Here is a 20,333-nt window from a genome sequence, read left to right on the forward strand (position 1 = left end):
GGGTTTCGCTGAGTCCTGACCGTGAGGCCGACTGGGCGAGCGGGACGGACTGTTCGACGGGGACGGGGCGAGCTGGAACTCAAGGCGTTGTTCCGGTGAGTGCCACGTCCCCGCCGCGGGTCAGTCCGCCACCGATTCGTACACGGACTCCGGCCGCGCACGGCCGACTTCCGTGACGCTCAGCACGTTGATGAGCTTGTCGAGTTGCTTGGTTACCTGCTCCAGCGGTGTGTCGTCCGCGTCGACCACGAGGGTGACCCGGGAGAAGCCGCCTCCCTCAGCCGGAACGACGGCGAGGGAGTCGATGTTGAAGCCGCGCCGGCTGAAGAGGGCGGTGACCCTGGTGAGCGCGCTGGGCTTGTCCTCGACGAGGACCGACAACGTGTGTTTGCTCATGAGTCGTCGCTCTCCCACCTCGGAGTCATGTCTCGGGCGATCTTGATGTCGTCATTGCTGGTCCCGGCGGCGACCATGGGCCAGACCATGGCGTCCTCGTGGACCACGAAGTCGACGACCACCGGCACGTCGTTGATCTCCATTGCCTTGGCGATCGTGCCGTCCACGTCCTCGGGCCGTGTGCACCGCAGACCGACGCAGCCGTAGGCTTCCGCCAGCTGCACGAAGTCGGGGACGCGCTGGGCCGTCTGCAGATCGGAGTTGGAGTACCGCTGGTCGTAGAAGAGCGACTGCCACTGGCGGATCATGCCGAGATTGCCGTTGTTGATGACCGCGATCTTGATCGGCACACCTTCGATCATGCAGGTGGCCAGCTCCTGATTGGTCATCTGGAAGCAGCCATCTCCGTCGATCGCCCAAACCATCGTGTCCGGCCGCCCCATCTTGGCGCCCATCGCGGCGGGCACGGCGAAGCCCATCGTGCCCAGGCCGCCAGAGGTGATGAAGGCGCCGGGCTTCTCGAAGCCGATGAAATGGGACGCCCACATCTGGTGCTGGCCGACGCCGGCCACGTAGAGGGCGTCCGGCCCGACGACGGAGCTGAGCCTTTCCAGGACATATTGCGGCGCCAGCGAGCCGTCCGCGAAGTCCTCGTACCCCAGCGGGTAGGTCTCCTTCAACCTGTGGAGCAGCGCACGCCACTTGACGTAGTCACCGGGGCGATCGATCGCGTGGACGAGGGCGCCGATGACCTCCCTGCAGTCACCCACGATCGGTACGTCCGCCACCCGGTTCTTGGAGATCTCCGCCGGGTCGATGTCCGCGTGGATGACCTTGGCCCGCGGTGCGAACGACGACAGCTGCCCGGTGACCCGGTCGTCGAACCGCACGCCCAGGGCGATCAGCAGGTCTGCCTTCTGCAGTGCGCCCACCGCCGAGACGCTGCCGTGCATGCCGGGCATCCCCATGTGGAGCGGGTGGCTGTCGGGGAAGATTCCCCTGGCCATCAGCGTGGTGACGACCGGAATACCGGTCAGCTCTGCCAGGCGGAGTAGTTCCGCCGAGGCGCCGGCCTTGTGCACGCCGCCGCCGACGTACAGCACCGGGCACTCGGCCTCGGAGATCAGCTTGGCCGCTTCCTGGATCTGCTTGGCGTGCGGCCGGGTGACCGGCCGGTAGCCCGGCAGGTGCGTCGTCGGCTCCCAGTGGAATTCGGCGCGGGCCTGCAACGCGTCCTTGGAGATGTCGACAAGCACCGGACCGGGACGGCCGCTGGAGGCGATGTGGAAGGCTTCCGCGATGGTGCGCGGGATGTCGTCGGGGTCGGTCACCAGGAAGTTGTGCTTGGTGATCGGAAGGGTGATCCCGCAGATGTCGGCTTCCTGGAAGGCGTCCGTGCCGATCAAGCCGCTCGGCACCTGACCGGTGATGGCGACCATCGGGACAGAGTCCATGTACGCGTCGGCGATCGGGGTGACCAGATTGGTGGCGCCCGGGCCGGAGGTGGCCATACAGACGCCGACCTTGCCGGTGGCCTGGGCGTACCCTTCCGCAGCGTGTCCGGCGCCCTGCTCGTGCCGAACAAGTACGTGGCGGACCTTGGTTGAGTCGTGGAGCGGATCGTAGGCGGGCAGAATGTGGCCGCCTGGATATCCGAACACGGTGTCGACGCCGACGTGCTCCAAAGCCCTGACCAGAGCTTGAGCACCTGTCATCTGTTCCGTCATCTGCTCGTTCCTGTTGGCTTGGTTCGAATGCTGGGCGTGCCTGCTGACCCGAATGGGATGAGAGGAAAGACGCCCGTTCGCACGAATGATTCGAAGGGCAGCGCGCAGAACTCGGCAGTTCACGGACGGTAAGTCCGGGAAGTATTACGAGGTGGCGCGCTGGGAGCGGTGTCGGGTGACGACAATGCGCTCGGCGGCTCCGAGGGACCGAAACTCTCGTCGGAGCAGAGCGAGTCCGTTCGTGACGGCTCAAGCAAGTTCCCGCAGCAAATCACGGGAACGCGAGGTTCCAGCTTATCTTCCCGCTGCGTGGCGATGCCAGTCCCCCGGGCTCCGGGCAGTCGCTCCGCCCATGATCGTGCGGGGGTTGGATTTTGCCCAACTCCCGGGACCAGGCGGCCCGATGGAACGAGATAATCGGACCATCGGCCCAAGTGTGCAGGGCCACGGATTCCTGACGGACGGCCCGGACGGCCCGGACGACGCAAGGCGCGCCGGGGCGGCGCCTCTGGCGGCATCGTCAGTGTGACATCCGCACTCCCGCAAATGCGGTCAACCACTCAGGACCCAGAGCGAGTTGGTTGAGGCTCCGCACCCTCCACGTTTTGCGTTCGGATCACGAGGGCGTATGCGGAATCCTCCGGATCACCCGGCCGTCGCGGGACGCCGCGGCACCAGCTCCGTCAGATAGTAAAGGCTCGCCAGCAACGGGAAGGCAATACCGCACCATGCGATACCCACCCAACCGTACGTCGCATACACCGAACTGGCCACGGCCGACCCCACCGCGCCTCCAACGAAGAAAATCGCCATGTAGAGACCGTTCAGTCGACTGCGCATTTCCGCCCCCAGCGAAAAGATCGCACGCTGCCCCAGCACCAGGTTGCACGAGACCCCAACGTCGAGCAGTAGCGCCGCGATGAACAGGGCCGCGACACCGTGTCCGCCGCTTGCAAACACCAAGAGAAAACAGGCCACGACAGTCAGGATCGCGAAGGCCGTCGCAGGTTTCGTCAGACCACGGTCGGCGACACGGCCCGCAACCGGCGCGACAAAAGCTCCTAGCACCGCCGCCAGGGAGAATAGGGCAATGCCGCCTTGACTCAGGCCGCACGCCGGGCTCGCCAGGATCAGTGGCACAGCAGTCCAGAACAGACTGAACGCCCCGAACAACAAGGCATGGTAGAACGCCCGTCGCCTCAGGATCGGCGTGCGGACGAGCAGCTGACCCATCGACCCCAACAACGCCAGGTAGTGGAAGGACGTGCTCGGCTTTCTTTCCGGAAGGGCCGAGCGCAAGGTCACGGCAAGCACCAGCATCAGTCCGGCGGAGATGGCAAATATCGCACGCCAGCCGAGCAGATCTGTCGTCATGCTGGCTACGGGCCGCGCAAGCAGGATGCCCATCAGCAATCCACTCATGACGTTGCCGACGACCCGTCCGCGGCTTTCTTCCGGGGCCAGATGAGCCGCGAAGGGCACCAGCATCTGCACCACGACCGAACTCAGGCCGATCACCAGCGAAGCGGCAAGAAAAAAGCCGGCGTTCGATGCAACGGACGCGCTCAGCAGCGCCGCCATGCATGCCACCAATGTGACCATGATGAGACGACGGTTCTCAAAGATGTCGCCCAACGGAACCAGCACAACAAGGCCGACGCCATAGCCGATCTGAGTCAGGGTCACAACCACACTGGAGGCATTCACGTTCAACCCCACATCGGGGCCGATCAAAGCCACCAGGGGCTGCGCGTAATAGATGTTGGCTGCGACCGCGCCGCAGGCCAGAGCCATCAAGAAGGTCAGTCCGCGTGACATGCGTAGCTGCGCCGTCTGGCTTGTTTCACTCTCAGTGGTCATTGCTCTCTCGACAAAATAGGGACTCGAGGTTCACACGGCACATGCTTGGATGACCGAAAATTCCGGACGGGCAGACAGCACTTGAGGAGCGGAAAAGTCTGCCGCATTCAGAAGCCGATTGAAGTCATCCAGTGTCCGCTCACGCCCTCCATGCAGTAGCAGCATTTGCAGATCCAGCACCAGATCGAGCGGATCACACTCCTGCGGCGATTCCTGCAGGACGCGGTCTACGACAACGAGCCGTGCGCCGGCGTCCATCGCCTTGCGGCAATTGCGGAGAATGGACTCCGCCTTCTCATCCGGCCAATCGTGAAGAATCCACGACAGGATGTAGATATCCCCTCCTGCTGGCACCGCGTCGAAGAAACTGCCCACACACGTGCTCAGTCGATCGTGCCCAGACGCCCCGGACCCGGCCGAAATTACGCTGGCCTGGTCATATACCACGGCTTGCACGGTCGGATTTCGTTCGAGAATCGTCCGCGCCAGGCTGCCAGTTCCTCCGCCGACATCGATCACTCGTTCACCTGGGGCCACAGTGAGTACATCGGCGATCGCCGCGTAGCGCCCCGGATATCCGCTTGCCATATAGCGCTGATAGAGCGCTTCCTCTTCAGGACTTCCGTTCATATACGAAAAGAAGTCTTGACCATTGACGTGCGAGAACGCTTCCTCGCCGGTATCGACGCAGTGACTCAATGCTCCCCAGGACCGCCAGACGCCCGGCATCGCCCAAAACCGTGCAGCCCAGTGGAGCGAGGGGCCGGTCGTGGTCCTCAATAGGCGCGAGGCTTCATTGTGGCGAATTCTGCCGTCCGCATCGACCTCGAATATGCCATGGGACGACAGTGCTCGGGCAACTCGAGTCAATACGTCTGCGTGAACCTTCAAGTGTTCAGACAGAGGGGTCAGCGAGGTTCCCTCTTCGTCCACTGCATCGGGCAGTCCGACTTCGCAGGCCGCAGCAATCATCTGGGTGACCGCCATGCCGCGAATCAGCTCTTGCATCCTCCGGATGTTGCTGGCAGCCGATGCCCCGATCTCAGCATTTTCGTGCGTAACGGGCTCCGCCTGGAAAGACGTCTGGATAGTCATGCGCACCTCTTCTACTCGGTCATCGCCATATCTGGACGAGCCGCTGAGGCCCGCTCATCTCCAGAGCGAATCAGCCCATCCCGATCGCCCTGTTCTTTCGAATCTCGCCCAAGAACCTCGCACAAGGCCGTGCGCAGCGAATCCACGGCTGCAGCGGAATCCGCCTTGCGCCAGGCGACAAATGCATCCGGCCGCACCAGTAGACAACCGTCTTCCGGCACTTCCGCCACATCCGCCCAATCACCATAGAGATCCTGCAAGGCATGGCCGGGGCCGATGACATGCGCAGCAATCTCGATGTTCAGCTCTTCCGAAAGGCGCTTGGCGGCCTCTAGCCAAATTTGCCCGTTCAGCCCCGTCAGCAAGGTAAATCTTCCCTTGCCCACCACGTCCAGGCTCGAGACCTGCGTACCCTGCCGGTCAAGCCACGCATGCGGCAAGCGCGCGCCGGGCCGGCTGGACGCCTGGTAGTACAGCTCAGGATCGCGCTGCCATGCGGGCTGCGCCGTACCGTCCGGGCAGACAGCGTCGGATTCATAACGCTGATTGAGTTCCACGCCTTGCGTTGCAAACTCATAGGATTTGAGCTCGATAGCCTCCCGCAACATTCTGCGCTTTTCGACACCCGCCGCGGAAGCCTCCTTCAAGACGGACATATTGGCACGCATCTGCTCCGCATCCAGGTTCGCGTCCAAGCCGAGTACGGAAAAGATGCCTCCGAATTGCTCGATGCTCCTGTTTGCGCGTTCGACGATTTGCTTGCCAATCGGCGCGCGTTCTTGATCGTAAGTGCTCAGCAATCGGTCCGAAGCCTGCCCCTTCAAGACCATCGCCATTTTCCACGCCAAATTATAGGAATCCTGAATCGACGTGTTCGAGCCCAAGCCGTTCGACGGTGGATGACGATGCACCGCATCGCCCATACAAAATACCCGCCCTTGGGAATACTTGGTGGCGTACTTCTGGTTCACTGTCCACGTCGAGACCGAGCGTATGGTGATGTCCACTGAATCGTCGCCGATCAATTGACGGGCGATGCCGACCGCATCGATTTCAGAGACATCGGGCTCGCCTGCACTCATGTCGTATCCCCACACGATCTGCCACTCGTTCCATGGTCTGACCATGCGAAGTAGGCCCATGCCGATGCCCCCGACATTGGCACCCGGCTGCATAACCCACCAAAGATAGCCGGGACGGTGCGCCACCAGGTGGGAGAGATCCGCCTGCAGAATGATGCTGATACTTCCGGCGAGCCCCATGTGGCCTTCCATGGGCAGGCCGATCTGCTCCGCTACGAGACTATTGCCGCCGTCCGCCCCGATCAGGTATTTGGCCCGAATCACATAACGCTCGCGCTTCAATCTGTCCAAGACATGCGCGGTGACACCATGCTCGTCCTGGTCGAGCCGCAGGAATTCCGTGTCGAATCGCACATGACTGCCGCGCTCAGCAGCATTGGACAACAAGATGGGTTCAAGCAAGTTCTGCGGAAGGTCGCAATGTTCGGCCGGGCTGGCCAACGAATAATCGCTCTGCCGTTGTGGCCTGTTGGCGCCATAGGGCAATCTACCCAGTTCATCGCCTACCAGGCTGGTGCAGAAGACGACGTTTCCCATTATCTCTTTAGGTGAAGCCTTGGCAAGAATTTCGCCTGCCACGTTCAAGTCTCGGAAGACCTCCATTGTGCGCTGATTCTTGTAATGCGCACGCGGAGTGTCGGCAAGCCACCGATATTTCGTGATCACGAGGTTATCGATGCCGTAAGTACTCAGCATCAATGCCGCGGATGACCCCGCCGGACCGCTCCCGACGATCAGGACGTCAGTGTCGTACACGTGAAATGTCTCCTGAATTCATATAACGGTGAGGGTGCTGGACCTGCGCGGCGCAAGATCAATGTTCATCGCGTCATGGCTGAAAACCCAAGCTGGGTCTTCGGCATCCTTGAGCCACGAGTTTTCCGCGGACACGGCTTGGATCCGACCGGTACGTTGCTTGCGACTCTCGGCGTAACGCCAGAATGCCGCCTCGATCTCGTCCTCAACTTCCAGGCAACGCAGCAGCAGCACGCCGTCCTCGATGGCCATGGCCGCCCCTTGAGCCATGTGCGGCCTCATGGGATGACAGGCGTCGCCCAGTAGCGCAATTCGCCCTCGGCCCCATTGCTGCAACGGCGGGCGCTCGAAGAGCGGCCATTTGCTCAAGGATTCAGCCGCATTTAGTAGGCTGCGGACTTCATCGCAAGAGCCGGTGAAGGCGTCCAGCATCTCGTCCCTATCGCCGTCGACCCAGGACTGTGGATGCGTCCACGCATCAGCCGCCGTGCCGGCGACAAAGTAATAGTCATCGCTCCGGGAATCGATCAGGTAGCCGATGACAAAACTGTCGTCGGCCCACCACTTGGTAATGCACCGCCTGTCGACAGGGACTCGGGTGTCCGCAGGCACTATCGCCCGGTACGCGATCTGGCCAGCAAAACTGGGGCGTTCAGCGCCGTGCATCACTTCACGGACCTGGGACCCCAGACCATCGGCACCGATGACGCAGGAGGCTTCGGCGGTGCTTCCATCGGCAAAGCGCATCCGCACCACCTTGCCGCAATCGTCGAGCGAAACCAGTCGCTTGTCGTACTGCACGCTGCCCGGCCGCAGGGCATTGATTAGTTCTCGATGGAGCACGCCGCGGCCGACGGTGAGATAGGGAGCTCCATACCTCTCCTTCGCTTGGTCACCGAGCGACAATGTGCACCTGACGGAATTCGATACCAGGTTCCGGCTGGTAAACGATCCGGGCAAGCACCCGGACCTGATAAGCGCATCATCGATCCCAATGTGGCCCAAGATGCGCATCACATTAGGCGTCAGATGAATCCCGGCGCCAGCGGGCTCAAATTTGCGCGCCTGTTCGAATACCGCTACGGAATAACCGGCTTGCTGCAGCAACACGGCGGTCGCGGCTCCGCCCAATCCGCCGCCGACGACGGCCATGGAATTCTTGTTATCGATGCCCATGGGACTCTCGACCCCTCATGCGCTTTCTCCCGGACTCGATGGCGTAAGTGGCGTAAGACTAGGCCTGTGCCTCAATTTCATCGTGGATCAGGTTCAGCAACGTCGCGCGCCTGTCGCTCGGCAGCCAGTCGGGCCTGTCTTCTACGACGTGTTGGACAAAGTCCCAAAAGTCCGCACTCTGATTGATGCCGTAGTCGCGAGCCATGGAAATAAGGCGAATGCGGGACATGAAATCTGGCTCCGCTATTTCCTGCTTGCTGGTCACGACCTTACCTGCGTTCATGAAATACGGGAGGATTGAGCTCTCCGGCGTATCCGGCGTCCAGACCAGCCACATCTCTTGGGTGACGCTGCTTGTATTGACGAAACCATGCGTGTAGTTGCGCGGAACGTAAAGCAGCTCTTTCGGACGCATCGGCAGCATGGAGACCGTTTCCTTTTCGGCACCATTACCCGGCGTGATGTCCAAGTCAGGGAATTCGTTAGGCCCCATGAAGATGCTGAATCCGCCGTTCGGCGCATAGAACCATTCATCGGTACGGTGATGGATATGCGGCGGTGGGCCAACGTGCGGCGGGACGGTCAGCTTGGAGAACAGGTACTTGCCGCCGTTGCTTTCGCCGGTTTGCACGAAGTCGAAGACCTCGCCTGCCGGGCCGAGTACCAACGGCTTCTCCGGGCCACGCTTGATCTCCGGGAAGTCGAATACTTCGTACTCTGTGCTCATTGCATCGTCTTTCTTCTCAGGGAGCCGGCAGCCAAGTGCCGTCGTTGCATCACGGGTTTGTAATCAATGGCCTAGTTGCTAGATTCATCGCCGCCGATGTGACTTCACGCAAAGCGGTCATGCCTTGTCGCGCCAGCGGCGCAGGAGGCCGCGCCTTGTAATGATCATTGAATATCTCGAGTGAAATCGGGCCGTCATAGCCGTTGGCCAGGACAGGCGCCAGGAACGCGGCTACATCGAAATCTCCCTCACCCGGCAAGCAGCGGTGATGCCGACTCCAGGACTTCACGTCAAGATCCATCCGGGGAGCATCCGATACCTGTATCAGCGCGATGCGATCAGGGGGCACATCGGCCAAATCTTCGAAATGGTCGTTCAGTGCAAGAGTGTGAAAGCTGTCCAGCACCAGACCGATATTGCTGGCACCAGAACGCTCGATCATTCTCCAAGCCTGACGGAACGTATTGACTCGGAGGCCCCAAGACAGCGCTTCGTAACCGATCGAAAACCCTCTGGCTGCGGCCCGTTCGCCCAAGCGCGCCAGGTCATCGGCGACGGCATCATCGTCAAGGTCCGAAACGTCGCTGACGTTGCTGCACAGGATCAGCGTGCTCGTCCTCAGCTGCTCCATACCGTCGAAAATTCGCTCGATTCGGTCCAGCTTGGGCACCAGCTGATCCCTGGGGCCACCTTCGAAGTCTCTGAGCGGCTGGTAATTTACGATTTCCAGGCCGAGGCCTTCCGCCATGACTTGGGCGGCAGACTCCGAGGATCCTTGCAGGTCCCATTCCATCAATTCGATGCCAGAAAATCCGGCTTCAGCGATTGCTTCCATTTTATCCGGCAGGGCGCCACCCAAGGTCACCGTACCAATATGGTAATCCACTTCGCTTACCTCTCGATAACGGAACGGCACGTCACAGTGCAGATCAATAACTCTTGCCGTCACGTGGAGCGTTGAGGGTCATCCGGGTGCAGCCATCATCGGCAGCGAAATCGAAACCTAGATCAACCAGTTGACTGGCGCAAAGAATGCAGTGAACTTATTCCCGACTTCCTGAGTCGATCAGTTCAACCAGCCTGAATTCATCGGCAGTATCCCTGTGGGCGGTTTCAGGTGATTTTGGCCTTCTGGCGCCCCTGGACTGCATTATCGAAGAAGCACCGGAGCGGTTCGCTTTCGACGCTCCTACTTCCTCGGTCGCCCCATACGATGTCAACCAGGAGTACCGGAGCAGGCCGAACTACAACCAAGGATGCACCGGGCGGCGCTCGGTGCGGCCGTGCCTGCGGTCGTCGTCGATCGCGGTGGTCTCGGTGAAGTCGGCGTCCGCGCCGGCCAGCAGGGCCTGGGCAGTGGGGCGATCGCGATCAGGACGAGGGCCTGCATGCACCCTTGGATGCACTCACGGCCTGGGACGACACGGTCCTCGTACGCTGAACGCCGTGACAGTGACCTCCGGCAGAGTTCTCACCCCTGCATCGCGGCCTCGTGTTTCGCTTCGCCGCTGCCTCCGCTACGTGCATCTGAGCCTGGTCGAGGCACGGCCTGTCGTTCAGATCGTGTTCCTGATGCGGTTCGTGGTGGGCGCCGCCTTCTCCTCTCAGGATCTGGCGGAGGGACCGCATCTGGCCGTCGGGGTCCTCGTTTGGTGGCTGGCCATGGTGGCCGCCTACCTCGTCAACGGCGTGCTGGACGTCAAGGAGGACCGCGCCAACGGGTCCTCCCGTCCGATCGCCCGGGGTGATCTGCCGGAGCGGACGGCCGCGGTACTCACTGCGGTCGTGGCCGCGGGGTCCCTTCTGCTGTCGTTGTGCGTCCCTGGGCTCACCTTGTGGGTGGCGTTGTTCCTGCTGCTGGGCTGGCTCTATTCGGCGCCGCCGTTTCCCGCGAAACGCTGGAGCAGCACCTGCGCGGTGGTGGTGTTCGGTCTCGGATGGACCTCGTTCGCGTCGGGTGCCGCCGCCGTGGGAGGCGAACTGAGCCCGGCCGGAATGGTCTTCGCCACTGTGATGAGCGCCTGGATGGCCCTGGTGGGAGCGGTCGTCAAGGACCTCGGTGACGTCGAAGGAGACGCCGTCGGCGGGCGCCGCACCGTGGCGGTGCGGTACGGCGCCGCCCGGGCCCGCGCGGTCGCGGTGACGGGTGCGCTCCTCGTCGGAACAGGCGGGGTGTTGGCGGCGCTGGCCTGGGCTCCGCTGACGCTGGCCGAAGCGGTTCCCGTGGTGATCGGGGCCGTCTGCATGATGGTGCAGATCGTCCGTACGGCCAGGGCCGCCAACGTGGACAAGAGGACCCACCGCAGTGCGTACCGCGTGTTCATGCGCACCCAGTTCGCGGCAAACCTAACCATGATGCTCGCGCTACTGCTGCACGGACCTGCGTGACTGCCGCGCCCGTGTACCAGCCCGCGTGTCAGTAGCGCCCGAAGACCTTGTTGACGGCGTCGATGCGGGAGACGGCGCCCAACTTTCCGTAGATGTTGTTGAGATGCCGCTTCACGGTCGCCGTAGTAATGCCGAGCTGGCGGGCTATCTGACTGTTGGTCATCGCTTTCGCGACCCCCTCAAGCACCTCTTTCTCACGCCGGGACAACGCCACGCCCACCACAGCGTGCATCGGCGCCGCCTCCGAGACACCCGCTGCGACTACGTCGTCGTCGTTCGGCAGGGTGTCGGACGCCTGGGCGGTGGCCCCGCCATAGCCGACGGCGCCCGCGTAGAGCCGGGTTCCGGCGCTGGAGCGGAACGCGGCACTGATCAGCAACAGCGCGGGTGCCCGTCGCGCGGGCGCCTCGTGCTGTACGGCGGAGTGGATGGTCGGCTGCATGGCGTTCCACAGGATCTCCACCGCACGGACCGACTCAGCGACCGCGATTCCCTGGGCGGCACGGTCCGTGCCCACGAGGTGCGAGTACCGCCAGGCTTCGGCCGCCTCGAGCGGGCCGTCCCCGTTCAGTCTCGCAACGCAATCCTCGACGATTGCCCGCGCCTGGTCGCGGCACTTCGGCCACACCTCCTTGCGTATGGCCAAAGGACTGCGGACCCTTCTCAACGCCATCTGATAGGCATGGATGACGTCTGGTACCGCGTTGCGCAGAAACTGCGCCGCAGCTGGGTAATGCAAGGCCCCTCCCTGCTACAGCCCTCTCGAACGAGCCGGATACACAGTTCGAGGCCGCACCTCAGCGCGATGATGTTCGATTCAACCACGATACCGAACAGGCCCACGCGGGGCCTCACCAGCCCAGATGTCCCGTGGTACCAACGGAATCCGCACCCGGGGTCTGCCGGTCTCGTCACCTCATCGGAGGCGGCCAGGGGAGGTCAGTTCGGCCTGGTGCTGAGGGAAGGTCATGTTCGGCCTGGTGCTGGAACGCGATGAGCGGCAAGGGTGTCCAGTACGGCAGTGGATCCAACAAGCACAAGACGAGACTGGTATTGAACCCACCACGTAGCGGGCCCCCAAAGGTCGCAGCATCCAGCTGCCCTGCGGTGTCTCACGGTTCGCCGGACACATACTGACCGAGCAGAAGGCCCCCAACAATGGGCAGGGCCTCGCCCCAGGGGAATCACACCGCCACGAGCCGGACCCGATCGCCGCAGAGCTGGGTCATGTCGTCGATGTCGGAGGTCAGCATGACCACAGGACGGTGCTGCCGCAGCGCGGCCTCGGCGACCGCCGCATCGATCGCGTACTTGTGCCCATGCAAGCCGGCATCCATCAGCAGCTTCGAGGCCGCCCTCGCCTCCTCGTCGCCCACCGGGACCACGCGCAATCCGGAGAGCACCCAGTTAAGGCGGGACTTGTTCGTACGCGCGTGGACGGCCTCGATGATGGTGAGCGCACTGATCACGACCTCCATGCCACGCGAGCGCGCCTCGGCGATCAGCGCCACCACCTGCTCGTCGTCGGCGAGCAGCTTCGAGAGCCCCTCGCTGTCGAGGACCAACGTCCCCTCGTGACTCAGCCTGCGGCGGGCCACTCGGCCTCCTCGGCGAACACCTCGTCGAAGACCTGCCGCGCCCGCCGGCGGGCCGGCTCGGAGACCGGCCCCTTGCGGTTCTCATAGTCCGCCAGGTACTCGTCAAGAACCTGCCCGCGCAGCTCACGCTCGACCGCCTCCGCGATGAACGCGGAGAACTCCCGCTTGCCCACCCGCGCCCGGATCGCCTCTGCGGTCCCCTCCGGCAGCGACAGGCTCACCCGTGTCGCCGGCCCTTCCCCGATGCCGTACGCCGTCTCACCCATACCCCGAGTGTGTCAAACGAGTAGGAAAAGCGCCACGATCCGCGCTGCCCGCAAGCGCCGAGCAGCACACTTCCCAGCACGGGCGTCCCCATCCCATCCCGGCACGATCCCAGCACGGTACGGATGACCAGGGATGACGACAGGTGACGAGGGGTCAGCTATCCCAGCACCATCCCAGCACGGGAAAAACCAAGGGCCCGACCCCGAAGAGTCGGACCCTCTCTGAACTGCATGTTTGCCAGATCAGCGACGTGGTGATATGTCACCCACTACACGTTGAAGCGGAACTCCACCACATCCCCGTCCTGCATCACATACTCCTTGCCCTCCATCCGCGCCTTCCCCTTCGCGCGGGCCTCGGCGACCGAGCCCATGTCCATCAGGTCGCCGAAGGAGATGACCTCGGCCTTGATGAAGCCCTTCTGGAAGTCCGTGTGGATGACGCCGGCCGCCTCGGGGGCCGTGGCGCCCTGCGGGATGGTCCAGGCGCGGGACTCCTTGGGGCCGGCCGTCAGGTAGGTCTGCAGGCCGAGGGTGTTGAAGCCGACGCGGGCCAGGGTCGCGAGGCCCGGCTCCTCGGCGCCGACCGACTGGAGGAGTTCCATCGCGTCCTCCTCGTCCAGCTCGGCGAGGTCCGCCTCCAGCTTGGCGTTGAGGAAGATCGCCTCGGCCGGGGCGACCAGGGCGCGCTGTTCCTCCTTGAACGCCTCGTCGGTCAGCTCGTCCTCGTCGACGTTGAAGACGTAGAGGAACGGCTTGGTGGTGAGGAGGTGGAGGTCGTGGAGGAGTTCCTCGTTGTCGCCGCCGTTGACGATGCCCGCGGAGAAGAGCGTGCGGCCCTCCTCCAGGATGGCCTTCGCCTCCTCGACCGCCTTGACCTTCGGGGCGATGTCCTTCTTGATGCGCGACTCCTTCTGGAGGCGCGGCAGGACCTTCTCGATGGTCTGCAGGTCGGCGAGGATCAGCTCGGTGTTGATCGTCTCGATGTCGCTCTTCGGCGAGACCTTGCCGTCGACGTGGACGACGTTCTCGTCGTGGAAGGCGCGGATGACCTGGCAGATCGCGTCGGACTCGCGGATGTTCGCGAGGAACTTGTTGCCGAGGCCCTCGCCCTCGCTCGCGCCGCGCACGATGCCCGCGATGTCGACGAAGTCGACCGTCGCCGGGAGGATCTTCTGCGAGGCGAAGATCTCCGCCAGCTTGTCGAGGCGGGTGTCGGGGACGCCCACGACACCGACGTTGGGCTCGATGGTGGCGAACGGGTAGTTGGCCGCCAGCACGTCGTTCTTGGTCAGGGCGTTGAACAGGGTCGACTTGCCGACATTGGGCAGGCCGACGATTCCGATCGTGAGCGACACGTTGCGACTTCCCGTACGTGAGGTCTGGTGGGAGACCCGATGGCTGCCGGGCCGATCCACCAGTCTACGGCGCGTCGCGCGCGCCGCCGCCGCCCGCCCGTGAGCGAGGTGGCCGGTACGCGTCGAACGCGGGCCAAGCTGCGCCAAAACGCGTGTCCAAGGGCGGTTTTCCGGGCGCGGCCGACCTAGGTTGGAGCGGTGGAGCAACACAGGACGCGACCGCCCGGGGACAGAGCGCGACGAGCGGCACCCCTCCCGCCGCAGGCCGGCGGGCCGCCGCCCACACGTCCCCGGCCGGTGAGCGGCCAGAGCCAACGCGGTGAGCGCCCCGGCGGTCAGAGCCAACGCGGTGAGCGCCCCGGCGGTCAGAGCCAACGCGGTCAGCGCCCCGGCGGCCGGGACGGAGGCGGGAGCGGCACCGTGTACCGGGCCGCCGTCCGGCCTCGTCTTCCCGGCGGCGGCTCGCCCCTCGCCCGGGGCGTACGCGCGGTGGTGCGGGGCGTACGCCGAATCGTGCTCGCCGTGTGCAGGTTCGTGCTCGCCGTGCGCGCGCTGCCCAATCCGCGTCTGACCGGGCTGGGCAGCGGGCTGTTCTGCACGGTGGTGATGCTGCTGATCGCCGGTCTGGACCGGCTGCTGCTCGGCGGCTCCGCGCTCGCGTACGGGCTGCTCTTCCTGCCGGTCAGTGCGCTGACGGCGGTGTGGGTGCGGCCCGCGGACCTGGTGACGGCGCCGGTGGCGGTGCCGATCGCGTTCGCCGTCGGGATGCTGCCGGTCTCGGGCGGCTCGGACGGGTTCACCGGCCAGGTGATGGGGCTGTTCACCGGGCTCGCGATGCACGCGGGGTGGTTGTACGGCGGGACGCTGATCGCCGGGGTGATCGCTTCCGTACGGAAGATCCGGCTCATGGCGCGGAAGCGGGCGCTGCGTGCGCAGGCGGGGGCGGGCGGGTCGGGCGGGGCAGGTGCGCGTCAGCCGTCCCAGCGGCGGCGGATGCCCGCCCAGCCTTCCTGAATCACGCCGGAGGGGCTGTCTTTTCGGCCTCGCCCGCCGCCATCGCCGCGCCCACGATGCCCGCGTTGTTGAGGAGTTCCGCGGGGACGATCTCCGCCTTGACGCCCTCGATCAGGGGCAGGAATTTCTGCGCCTTACGGCTGACTCCGCCGCCGATGATGAACAGCTCCGGCGAGAACAGCATCTCCACGTGCTTGAGGTACTTCTGCACGCGGCGGGCCCAGTGTTCCCAGCTCAGATGTTCGTCGTCCCGGGCCTTGGTGGAGGCGCGCTTCTCCGCGTCGTGACCGTGGAGTTCCAGGTGGCCCAGCTCGGTGTTGGGGACCAGGACGCCGTCGGTGAAGAGGGCGCTGCCGATGCCCGTGCCGAGAGTGAGCAGCAGGACCGTGCCCTTGCGGTCGCGTCCGGCGCCGCAGTGCATCTCGGCGACCCCGGCGGCGTCCGCGTCGTTGAGTACCGTGACCGCGCCGCAGCCGGTGCGCTCGGCGAGCAGGGCGCGGGCGTCGACGTCGATCCAGCTCTTGTCCACGTTGGCCGCCGTGCGGATCGTGCTGCCGCCGGTGACGACGCCGGGGAACGTGACCCCGATCGGGCCGGACCAGCCGAAGTGGCCGATGACCTGCTTGACGCCGTCGGCCACCGCGTCCGGCGTCGCCGGGTGCGGGGTCAGGACCTTGTGCCGGGGCTCGGTCAATTCGCCCCGGTCCAGGTCGACCGGGGCGCCCTTGATGCCGGATCCGCCGATGTCCACGCCGAAGATCTGCATGGACTCCACGTTACGACGCGGCACTGACAGTCACGAATGGACAGCCACGAACCGACACCCACGGACCGACAGTCAAGAACGGACAGCCACGAACCGACAGTCACGATGTGAACGCCGGCGCCGGGCCGCTGGGGCCGGGCCGCTGGAGCCGGGCCCCTGACCCCGTACGGCTACGAAGCCGGCGTACGCCCCGTGCGCTCCTCGATCAGGGCGGCCGCCTCGGCGCGCAGGTCGCGGCGGAGCTCCTTCGGCAGGGAGAACGTGAGGGACTCCTCGGCGGTCTTCACGATCTCGACGTCGCCGTACCCCTTCTCCGACAGCCAGGCCAGGACCTCCTCGACCAGGACGTCCGGGACGGAGGCGCCCGAGGAGACGCCGACCGTGGCGACGCCGTCCAGCCAGGTCTCGTCGATCTCGGCGGCGAAGTCGACCAGGTACGCGGCGGGGCAGCCGGCCTGCAGGGCCACGTCGACCATGCGCTGCGAGTTGGAGGAGTTCTTGGAGCCGACCACGATGACCAGGTCGGACTGCTGGGCCAGCTCCTTGATGGCGGTCTGGCGGTTCTGAGTGGCGTAGCAGATGTCGTCCGAGGGCGGGGAGATCAGGTTCGGGAACTTCTCCTTGAGGGCGTCGACCGTCTCCATCGTCTCGTCGACGGAGAGGGTGGTCTGGGAGAGCCAGACGACCCGGGACTCGTCCCGGACCTCGACGCCTGCGACGTCCTCGGGGCCGTCCACCAGCGTGATGTGGTCGGGGGCCTCGCCGGAGGTGCCGATGACCTCCTCGTGTCCCTCGTGGCCGATGAGGAGGATGTCGTAGTCCTCGTTCGCGAAGCGGACGGCTTCCTTGTGGACCTTGGTGACCAGGGGGCAGGTGGCGTCGATGGTGGCGAGGCTGCCCTCGCGGGCCTCCTCGTGCACGGAGGGGGCGACACCGTGCGCGGAGAACATCACGATGTTGCCCGGCGGCACCTCGGTGGCCTGGTCGACGAAGATCGCGCCCTTCTTCTCCAGGGTCTGCACCACGTATTTGTTGTGCACGATCTCGTGCCGGACATAGACGGGCGCCCCGTACTGCTCCAGGGCCTTCTCGACGGCGATCACGGCGCGGTCCACGCCCGCGCAGTAGCCGCGCGGGGCGGCAAGCAGGACGCGGCGGGCTTGGGTCTGTGCAGTCATGCCCCCCATCGTAAGGGCGCTTCCAGCGCGTCAGAGATCGACACCTTGGGGAGACTGGAGCGGGCGGGTCCGCGCCGGGCGGACGGAGCCAGGGAGGCGCGCGATGTCGGATGGCGGCGGCGGCAGCACCACACAGCCGGAGGCTGTCGGCGGCGACACCCATGTGGGCCTGCGGCGCAGTCTCGGCTTCAAGGACCTGGTGGTCTACGGGCTGCTCTTCATCGCCCCCATGGCGCCGGTCGGCGTCTTCGGCACCCTCGACGCCAAGTCGCACGGCGCTGTCGCCCTGGTCTACCTGGTGGCGACGGTCGCGATGGCGTTCACCGCGTACAGCTACGCGCAGATGGTGCAGGTGGTCCCGCAGGCGGGTTCGGTCTTCGCCTACGCGCGCGTGGCGCTCGGTCAGGGGCCGGGTTTCATCGCGGGCTGGATGGCGATGCTGGACTACCTGCTGATCCCGGCGGTGGCGTACCTGTTCTCCGGGATCGCGATGAACGCGCTGGTCCCGTCGGTCTCGCAGTGGGTGTGGACGGCGCTCGCGGTGGTGGTCACGACGGCTCTGAACCTGTGGGGCGTACGCGCCGCCGCGCGTGTGGGCTTCGCCGTGCTCGCGATGGAGATCGTGGTGCTGCTGGTCTTCGTCGTGTCGGCGGTGGTGGTGCTCGTACGGGACGGGGCTCAGCGGGGGTGGCTGACGCCGCTGACCGGGGACGGGGCGTTCGCGGTGAGCGCGGTCCTCGGGGCGGTGTCCATCGCCGTCCTCTCGTACCTGGGCTTCGACGCGATCGCCTCGTTCGCCGAGGAGGTCACCGGAGGGTCGGCGAAGGTCGCACGCGCGGTGCTGTTCTGCCTGGCGCTCGCGGGGTTCCTGTTCGTGGCGCAGACCTATCTGGTCGCGCTGCTCGAACCGCTGTCGTCGGCGCAGCTCGCGGCCGAACCCGGCAAGCAGGGGTCCGCTTTCTACGACGCGGTGGACGCCTCGGTGGGGACCTGGCTGCACGACCTGGTGGCGGTGAGCAAGGCGATCGGCGCGGCGTTCGCGGCGCTGGCCGGGCAGGCCGCGGCGGGCCGGCTGGTGTTCGCGATGGCGCGCGAGCGGCGGCTCCCGAGGGTGCTCTCCCGTACGGACTCGGGCGTTCCGCGGCTTGCGATCGGGGTGGCCGCGGTGATCACGCTGGTGGCCGCGGTGTGGGCGGCGCGGCGGGACGACGGCATGGACCACCTGGTGTCGGTGGTCGACATCGGCGCCCTGGTGGCGTTCACGATGCTGCACGCGTCCGTGGTGGCGTGGTTCGCGGTACGGGGGCGGGGCGGGGCGGTCAGCTGGTGGCGGCATGTGCTGATCCCGGTCGCCGGTGCGGTGATCACGGTCGCGGTGATCGTGGAGGCCTCGCGGACGGCGCAGGTGGTGGGGGCGGTGTGGTGCGCGGTGGGGCTTGTGGTGCTGTTCGCTCAGCGCGGGCGGCGGGTTCTTGCGTAGCGGGGTTCGTGCCGTCGGCCCGGTTGCCGTTGATCGCCCTGCGGGCTCGTCCGCAGGCGCCGGACCGGCTGATCTGCTCCCCTCCCCGCCCCTTCCCGTAAGCCTGCGGCGCCGTCGATCGCGCTTGCGCGCTCGTCCGCAGGTGCCGGACGGGCTGGAAGGAATGGGCTGTCAGTGCGGGCCGCTACGCTCCCCCTCATGGCTCTCAACACCTCCCCCGACACGCCCCTGCCCGTGGGCGAGGTCTCGCGGCTCATCGGCGGGTGGATCGACCGGCTCGGCGCGGTGTGGGTCGAGGGGCAGATCACGCAGCTGAACCGCCGCCCCGGCGCCGGGGTGGTGTTCCTGACGCTGCGCGACCCGTCGTACGACATCTCGGTGAGCGTGACGTGCTACCGCCAGGTGTTCGACGCGGTCGCGGACGTCGTGTCCGAGGGTGCGCGGGTGGTGGTCCTCGCGAAGCCTGAGTGGTACGCGCCCCGGGGGCAGCTGTCGCTGCGGGCGGCCGAGATCAAGCCGGTCGGTGTGGGCGAACTGCTGGCGCGGCTTGAGCAGTTGAAGAAGGCGCTGGCGAGCGAGGGGCTGTTCGCGGCCGAGCGGAAGAATCCGCTGCCGTTCCTGCCGCAGCTGATCGGGCTCGTGTGCGGGCGCGCCTCGGCCGCCGAGCGGGACGTCCTGGAGAACGCCCGGCACCGCTGGCCCGCCGTCCGCTTCGAGGTGCGCAACGTCCCGGTGCAGGGTGTGCACGCGGTGCCGCAGGTCGTGCAGGCGGTCAAGGAGCTGGACGGGCACGCGGGCGTGGACGTGATCGTCGTGGCGCGCGGCGGGGGCAGCGTCGAGGACCTGCTGCCCTTCTCCGACGAGCAGTTGGTGCGCGCGGTGGCCGCGTGCCGTACGCCCGTGGTGTCGGCGATCGGGCACGAGCCGGACGCGCCGCTGCTCGACCTGGTGGCGGACCTGCGCGCCTCCACGCCGACGGACGCGGCGAAGAAGGTCGTGCCGGACGTGGGCGAGGAGTACGACCGGGTGCGGCTGCTGCAGGAGCGGGCCCGGCGCGCGGTGGGCATACACCTGGACCGCGAGGAGCGCGGGCTCGACGTCGCGATGTCGCGCCCCTCGATGGCCCATCCGCACCGGATGATCGGCGAGCGCGAGGAGCAGGTCACGGCCCTCCTCGACCGCGGCCGGCGCACCCTCGGCCACCTCCTGGACCGCGCCGAATCAGAGCTGACGCACACGCACGCGCGCGTGGTGGCGCTCTCCCCCGCGGCCACACTGCAGCGGGGGTACGCGGTGCTGCAGCGGGACGACGGCCACGTGGTCCGCGACCCGGGCGAGGTCGGGACGGGCGACGCGCTGCGGGCCCGGGTCTCGGGCGGGGAGTTCCGGGTCACGGTGACCGAGGCGCCGGACCCGGAGTCCGGCGGGCAGCGTTAGTCCTGCCGCGACATCGTCCTCGTATCGGA

At 65.7% G+C, this 20,333-nt stretch carries 17 protein-coding genes and 1 pseudogene; 4 read left to right on the forward strand and 14 right to left on the reverse strand.

From position 1 onward, the window contains the following. Nucleotides 1-165: 165 nt before the first annotated feature. The 8 genes and pseudogenes from ilvN to QIS99_RS26930 form a co-directional block, all read right to left on the reverse strand. Nucleotides 166-396 (reverse strand): annotated as a pseudogene (gene ilvN / locus QIS99_RS26895) (acetolactate synthase small subunit); the annotation flags it as partial. Further along, a complete protein-coding gene (locus QIS99_RS26900) occupies nt 393-2,123 on the reverse strand; it encodes an acetolactate synthase large subunit (protein ID WP_282516263.1) in 1,731 nt (576 codons plus the stop codon). The gene QIS99_RS26900 and the pseudogene ilvN, both read right to left, overlap by 4 nt. A gap of 645 nt (nt 2,124-2,768) precedes the next feature. Beyond that, on the reverse strand, nt 2,769-3,983 hold the full coding sequence (locus tag QIS99_RS26905; protein WP_282516264.1) for an MFS transporter: 1,215 nt from the start codon (nt 3,981-3,983) through the stop codon (nt 2,769-2,771). Between the two features lie 30 nt (nt 3,984-4,013). Continuing rightward, the gene (locus tag QIS99_RS26910; RefSeq protein ID WP_282516265.1) at nt 4,014-5,078 is read right to left on the reverse strand and encodes a methyltransferase; all 1,065 of its coding nucleotides are present in this window, start codon (nt 5,076-5,078) and stop codon (nt 4,014-4,016) included. A gap of 11 nt (nt 5,079-5,089) precedes the next feature. Beyond that, a complete protein-coding gene (locus QIS99_RS26915) occupies nt 5,090-6,916 on the reverse strand; it encodes an FAD-dependent oxidoreductase (protein ID WP_282516266.1) in 1,827 nt (608 codons plus the stop codon). Between the two features lie 18 nt (nt 6,917-6,934). After that, nucleotides 6,935-8,092 (reverse strand): FAD-dependent monooxygenase, encoded by a 1,158-nt coding sequence (locus QIS99_RS26920; protein WP_282516267.1) that lies wholly within the window; start codon nt 8,090-8,092, stop codon nt 6,935-6,937. Between the two features lie 58 nt (nt 8,093-8,150). Then, a complete protein-coding gene (locus QIS99_RS26925) occupies nt 8,151-8,819 on the reverse strand; it encodes a cupin domain-containing protein (protein ID WP_282516268.1) in 669 nt (222 codons plus the stop codon). A 49-nt stretch (nt 8,820-8,868) separates the two neighbouring features. Next, on the reverse strand, nt 8,869-9,768 hold the full coding sequence (locus QIS99_RS26930) for a sugar phosphate isomerase/epimerase family protein (protein WP_282516269.1): 900 nt from the start codon (nt 9,766-9,768) through the stop codon (nt 8,869-8,871). 572 nt (nt 9,769-10,340) lie between these two features. Between QIS99_RS26930 and QIS99_RS26935 the strand changes: the two genes are divergently transcribed. Continuing rightward, nucleotides 10,341-11,207, forward strand: coding sequence for a UbiA prenyltransferase family protein (locus tag QIS99_RS26935; protein ID WP_282516270.1), 867 nt, complete (start codon nt 10,341-10,343; stop codon nt 11,205-11,207). Nucleotides 11,208-11,235: 28 nt separating this feature from the next. Here the strand turns inward: QIS99_RS26935 and QIS99_RS26940 are convergent, their stop codons facing one another. The 4 genes from QIS99_RS26940 to ychF all read right to left on the reverse strand — a co-directional run bounded on the left by QIS99_RS26940 (nt 11,236) and on the right by ychF (nt 14,429). Then, the gene (locus QIS99_RS26940; protein ID WP_282516271.1) at nt 11,236-11,946 is read right to left on the reverse strand and encodes a helix-turn-helix transcriptional regulator; all 711 of its coding nucleotides are present in this window, start codon (nt 11,944-11,946) and stop codon (nt 11,236-11,238) included. Nucleotides 11,947-12,391: 445 nt separating this feature from the next. Beyond that, the gene (locus QIS99_RS26945; protein ID WP_282516272.1) at nt 12,392-12,805 is read right to left on the reverse strand and encodes a DNA-binding protein; all 414 of its coding nucleotides are present in this window, start codon (nt 12,803-12,805) and stop codon (nt 12,392-12,394) included. After that, complete coding sequence (locus tag QIS99_RS26950; protein ID WP_282516273.1) at nt 12,787-13,071, reverse strand: hypothetical protein; 285 nt, start codon at nt 13,069-13,071, stop codon at nt 12,787-12,789. The genes QIS99_RS26945 and QIS99_RS26950 overlap by 19 nt, the downstream gene beginning before the upstream one ends. A 269-nt stretch (nt 13,072-13,340) precedes the next feature. After that, a complete protein-coding gene (gene ychF / locus QIS99_RS26955) occupies nt 13,341-14,429 on the reverse strand; it encodes a redox-regulated ATPase YchF (protein WP_282516274.1) in 1,089 nt (362 codons plus the stop codon). A gap of 420 nt (nt 14,430-14,849) precedes the next feature. On the opposite strand from ychF, the gene QIS99_RS26960 reads away from it, so the two are divergent. Further along, complete coding sequence (locus tag QIS99_RS26960; protein WP_408909644.1) at nt 14,850-15,443, forward strand: DUF6542 domain-containing protein; 594 nt, start codon at nt 14,850-14,852, stop codon at nt 15,441-15,443. 1 nt (nt 15,444) lies between these two features. On the opposite strand, the gene ppgK is transcribed toward QIS99_RS26960, so the two are convergent. Continuing rightward, a complete protein-coding gene (gene ppgK / locus QIS99_RS26965) occupies nt 15,445-16,209 on the reverse strand; it encodes a polyphosphate--glucose phosphotransferase (protein WP_282516275.1) in 765 nt (254 codons plus the stop codon). A gap of 170 nt (nt 16,210-16,379) precedes the next feature. Then, nucleotides 16,380-17,396, reverse strand: a complete 1,017-nt coding sequence (locus tag QIS99_RS26970; protein ID WP_282516276.1) for a 4-hydroxy-3-methylbut-2-enyl diphosphate reductase — start codon at nt 17,394-17,396, stop codon at nt 16,380-16,382. A 94-nt stretch (nt 17,397-17,490) separates the two neighbouring features. Between QIS99_RS26970 and QIS99_RS26975 the strand changes: the two genes are divergently transcribed. Together QIS99_RS26975 and xseA are read left to right on the forward strand one after the other, a co-directional pair. Next, the gene (locus QIS99_RS26975; protein WP_282516277.1) at nt 17,491-18,867 is read left to right on the forward strand and encodes an APC family permease; all 1,377 of its coding nucleotides are present in this window, start codon (nt 17,491-17,493) and stop codon (nt 18,865-18,867) included. A 198-nt stretch (nt 18,868-19,065) separates the two neighbouring features. Continuing rightward, on the forward strand, nt 19,066-20,304 hold the full coding sequence (gene xseA, locus QIS99_RS26980) for an exodeoxyribonuclease VII large subunit (protein ID WP_282516278.1): 1,239 nt from the start codon (nt 19,066-19,068) through the stop codon (nt 20,302-20,304). Nucleotides 20,305-20,333 lie beyond the last annotated feature (29 nt).

This window comes from Streptomyces solicavernae (assembly GCF_029968095.1).
Taxonomy (GTDB): Bacteria; Actinomycetota; Actinomycetes; order Streptomycetales; family Streptomycetaceae; genus Streptomyces; species Streptomyces solicavernae.

Bases quoted from the DNA above. Each gene is read 5' to 3' on its own strand.
- QIS99_RS26900 (WP_282516263.1), bottom strand. From the start codon at position 2,123: ATGACGGAACAGATGACAGGTGCTCAAGCTCTGGTCAGGGCTTTGGAG.
- QIS99_RS26905 (WP_282516264.1), bottom strand. From the start codon at position 3,983: ATGACCACTGAGAGTGAAACAAGCCAGACGGCGCAGCTACGCATGTCA.
- QIS99_RS26910 (WP_282516265.1), bottom strand. From the start codon at position 5,078: ATGACTATCCAGACGTCTTTCCAGGCGGAGCCCGTTACGCACGAAAAT.
- QIS99_RS26920 (WP_282516267.1), bottom strand. From the start codon at position 8,092: ATGGGCATCGATAACAAGAATTCCATGGCCGTCGTCGGCGGCGGATTG.
- QIS99_RS26925 (WP_282516268.1), bottom strand. From the start codon at position 8,819: ATGAGCACAGAGTACGAAGTATTCGACTTCCCGGAGATCAAGCGTGGC.
- QIS99_RS26950 (WP_282516273.1), bottom strand. From the start codon at position 13,071: ATGGGTGAGACGGCGTACGGCATCGGGGAAGGGCCGGCGACACGGGTG.
- ppgK (WP_282516275.1), bottom strand. From the start codon at position 16,209: ATGCAGATCTTCGGCGTGGACATCGGCGGATCCGGCATCAAGGGCGCC.
- QIS99_RS26970 (WP_282516276.1), bottom strand. From the start codon at position 17,396: ATGGGGGGCATGACTGCACAGACCCAAGCCCGCCGCGTCCTGCTTGCC.
- QIS99_RS26975 (WP_282516277.1), top strand. From the start codon at position 17,491: ATGTCGGATGGCGGCGGCGGCAGCACCACACAGCCGGAGGCTGTCGGC.
- xseA (WP_282516278.1), top strand. From the start codon at position 19,066: ATGGCTCTCAACACCTCCCCCGACACGCCCCTGCCCGTGGGCGAGGTC.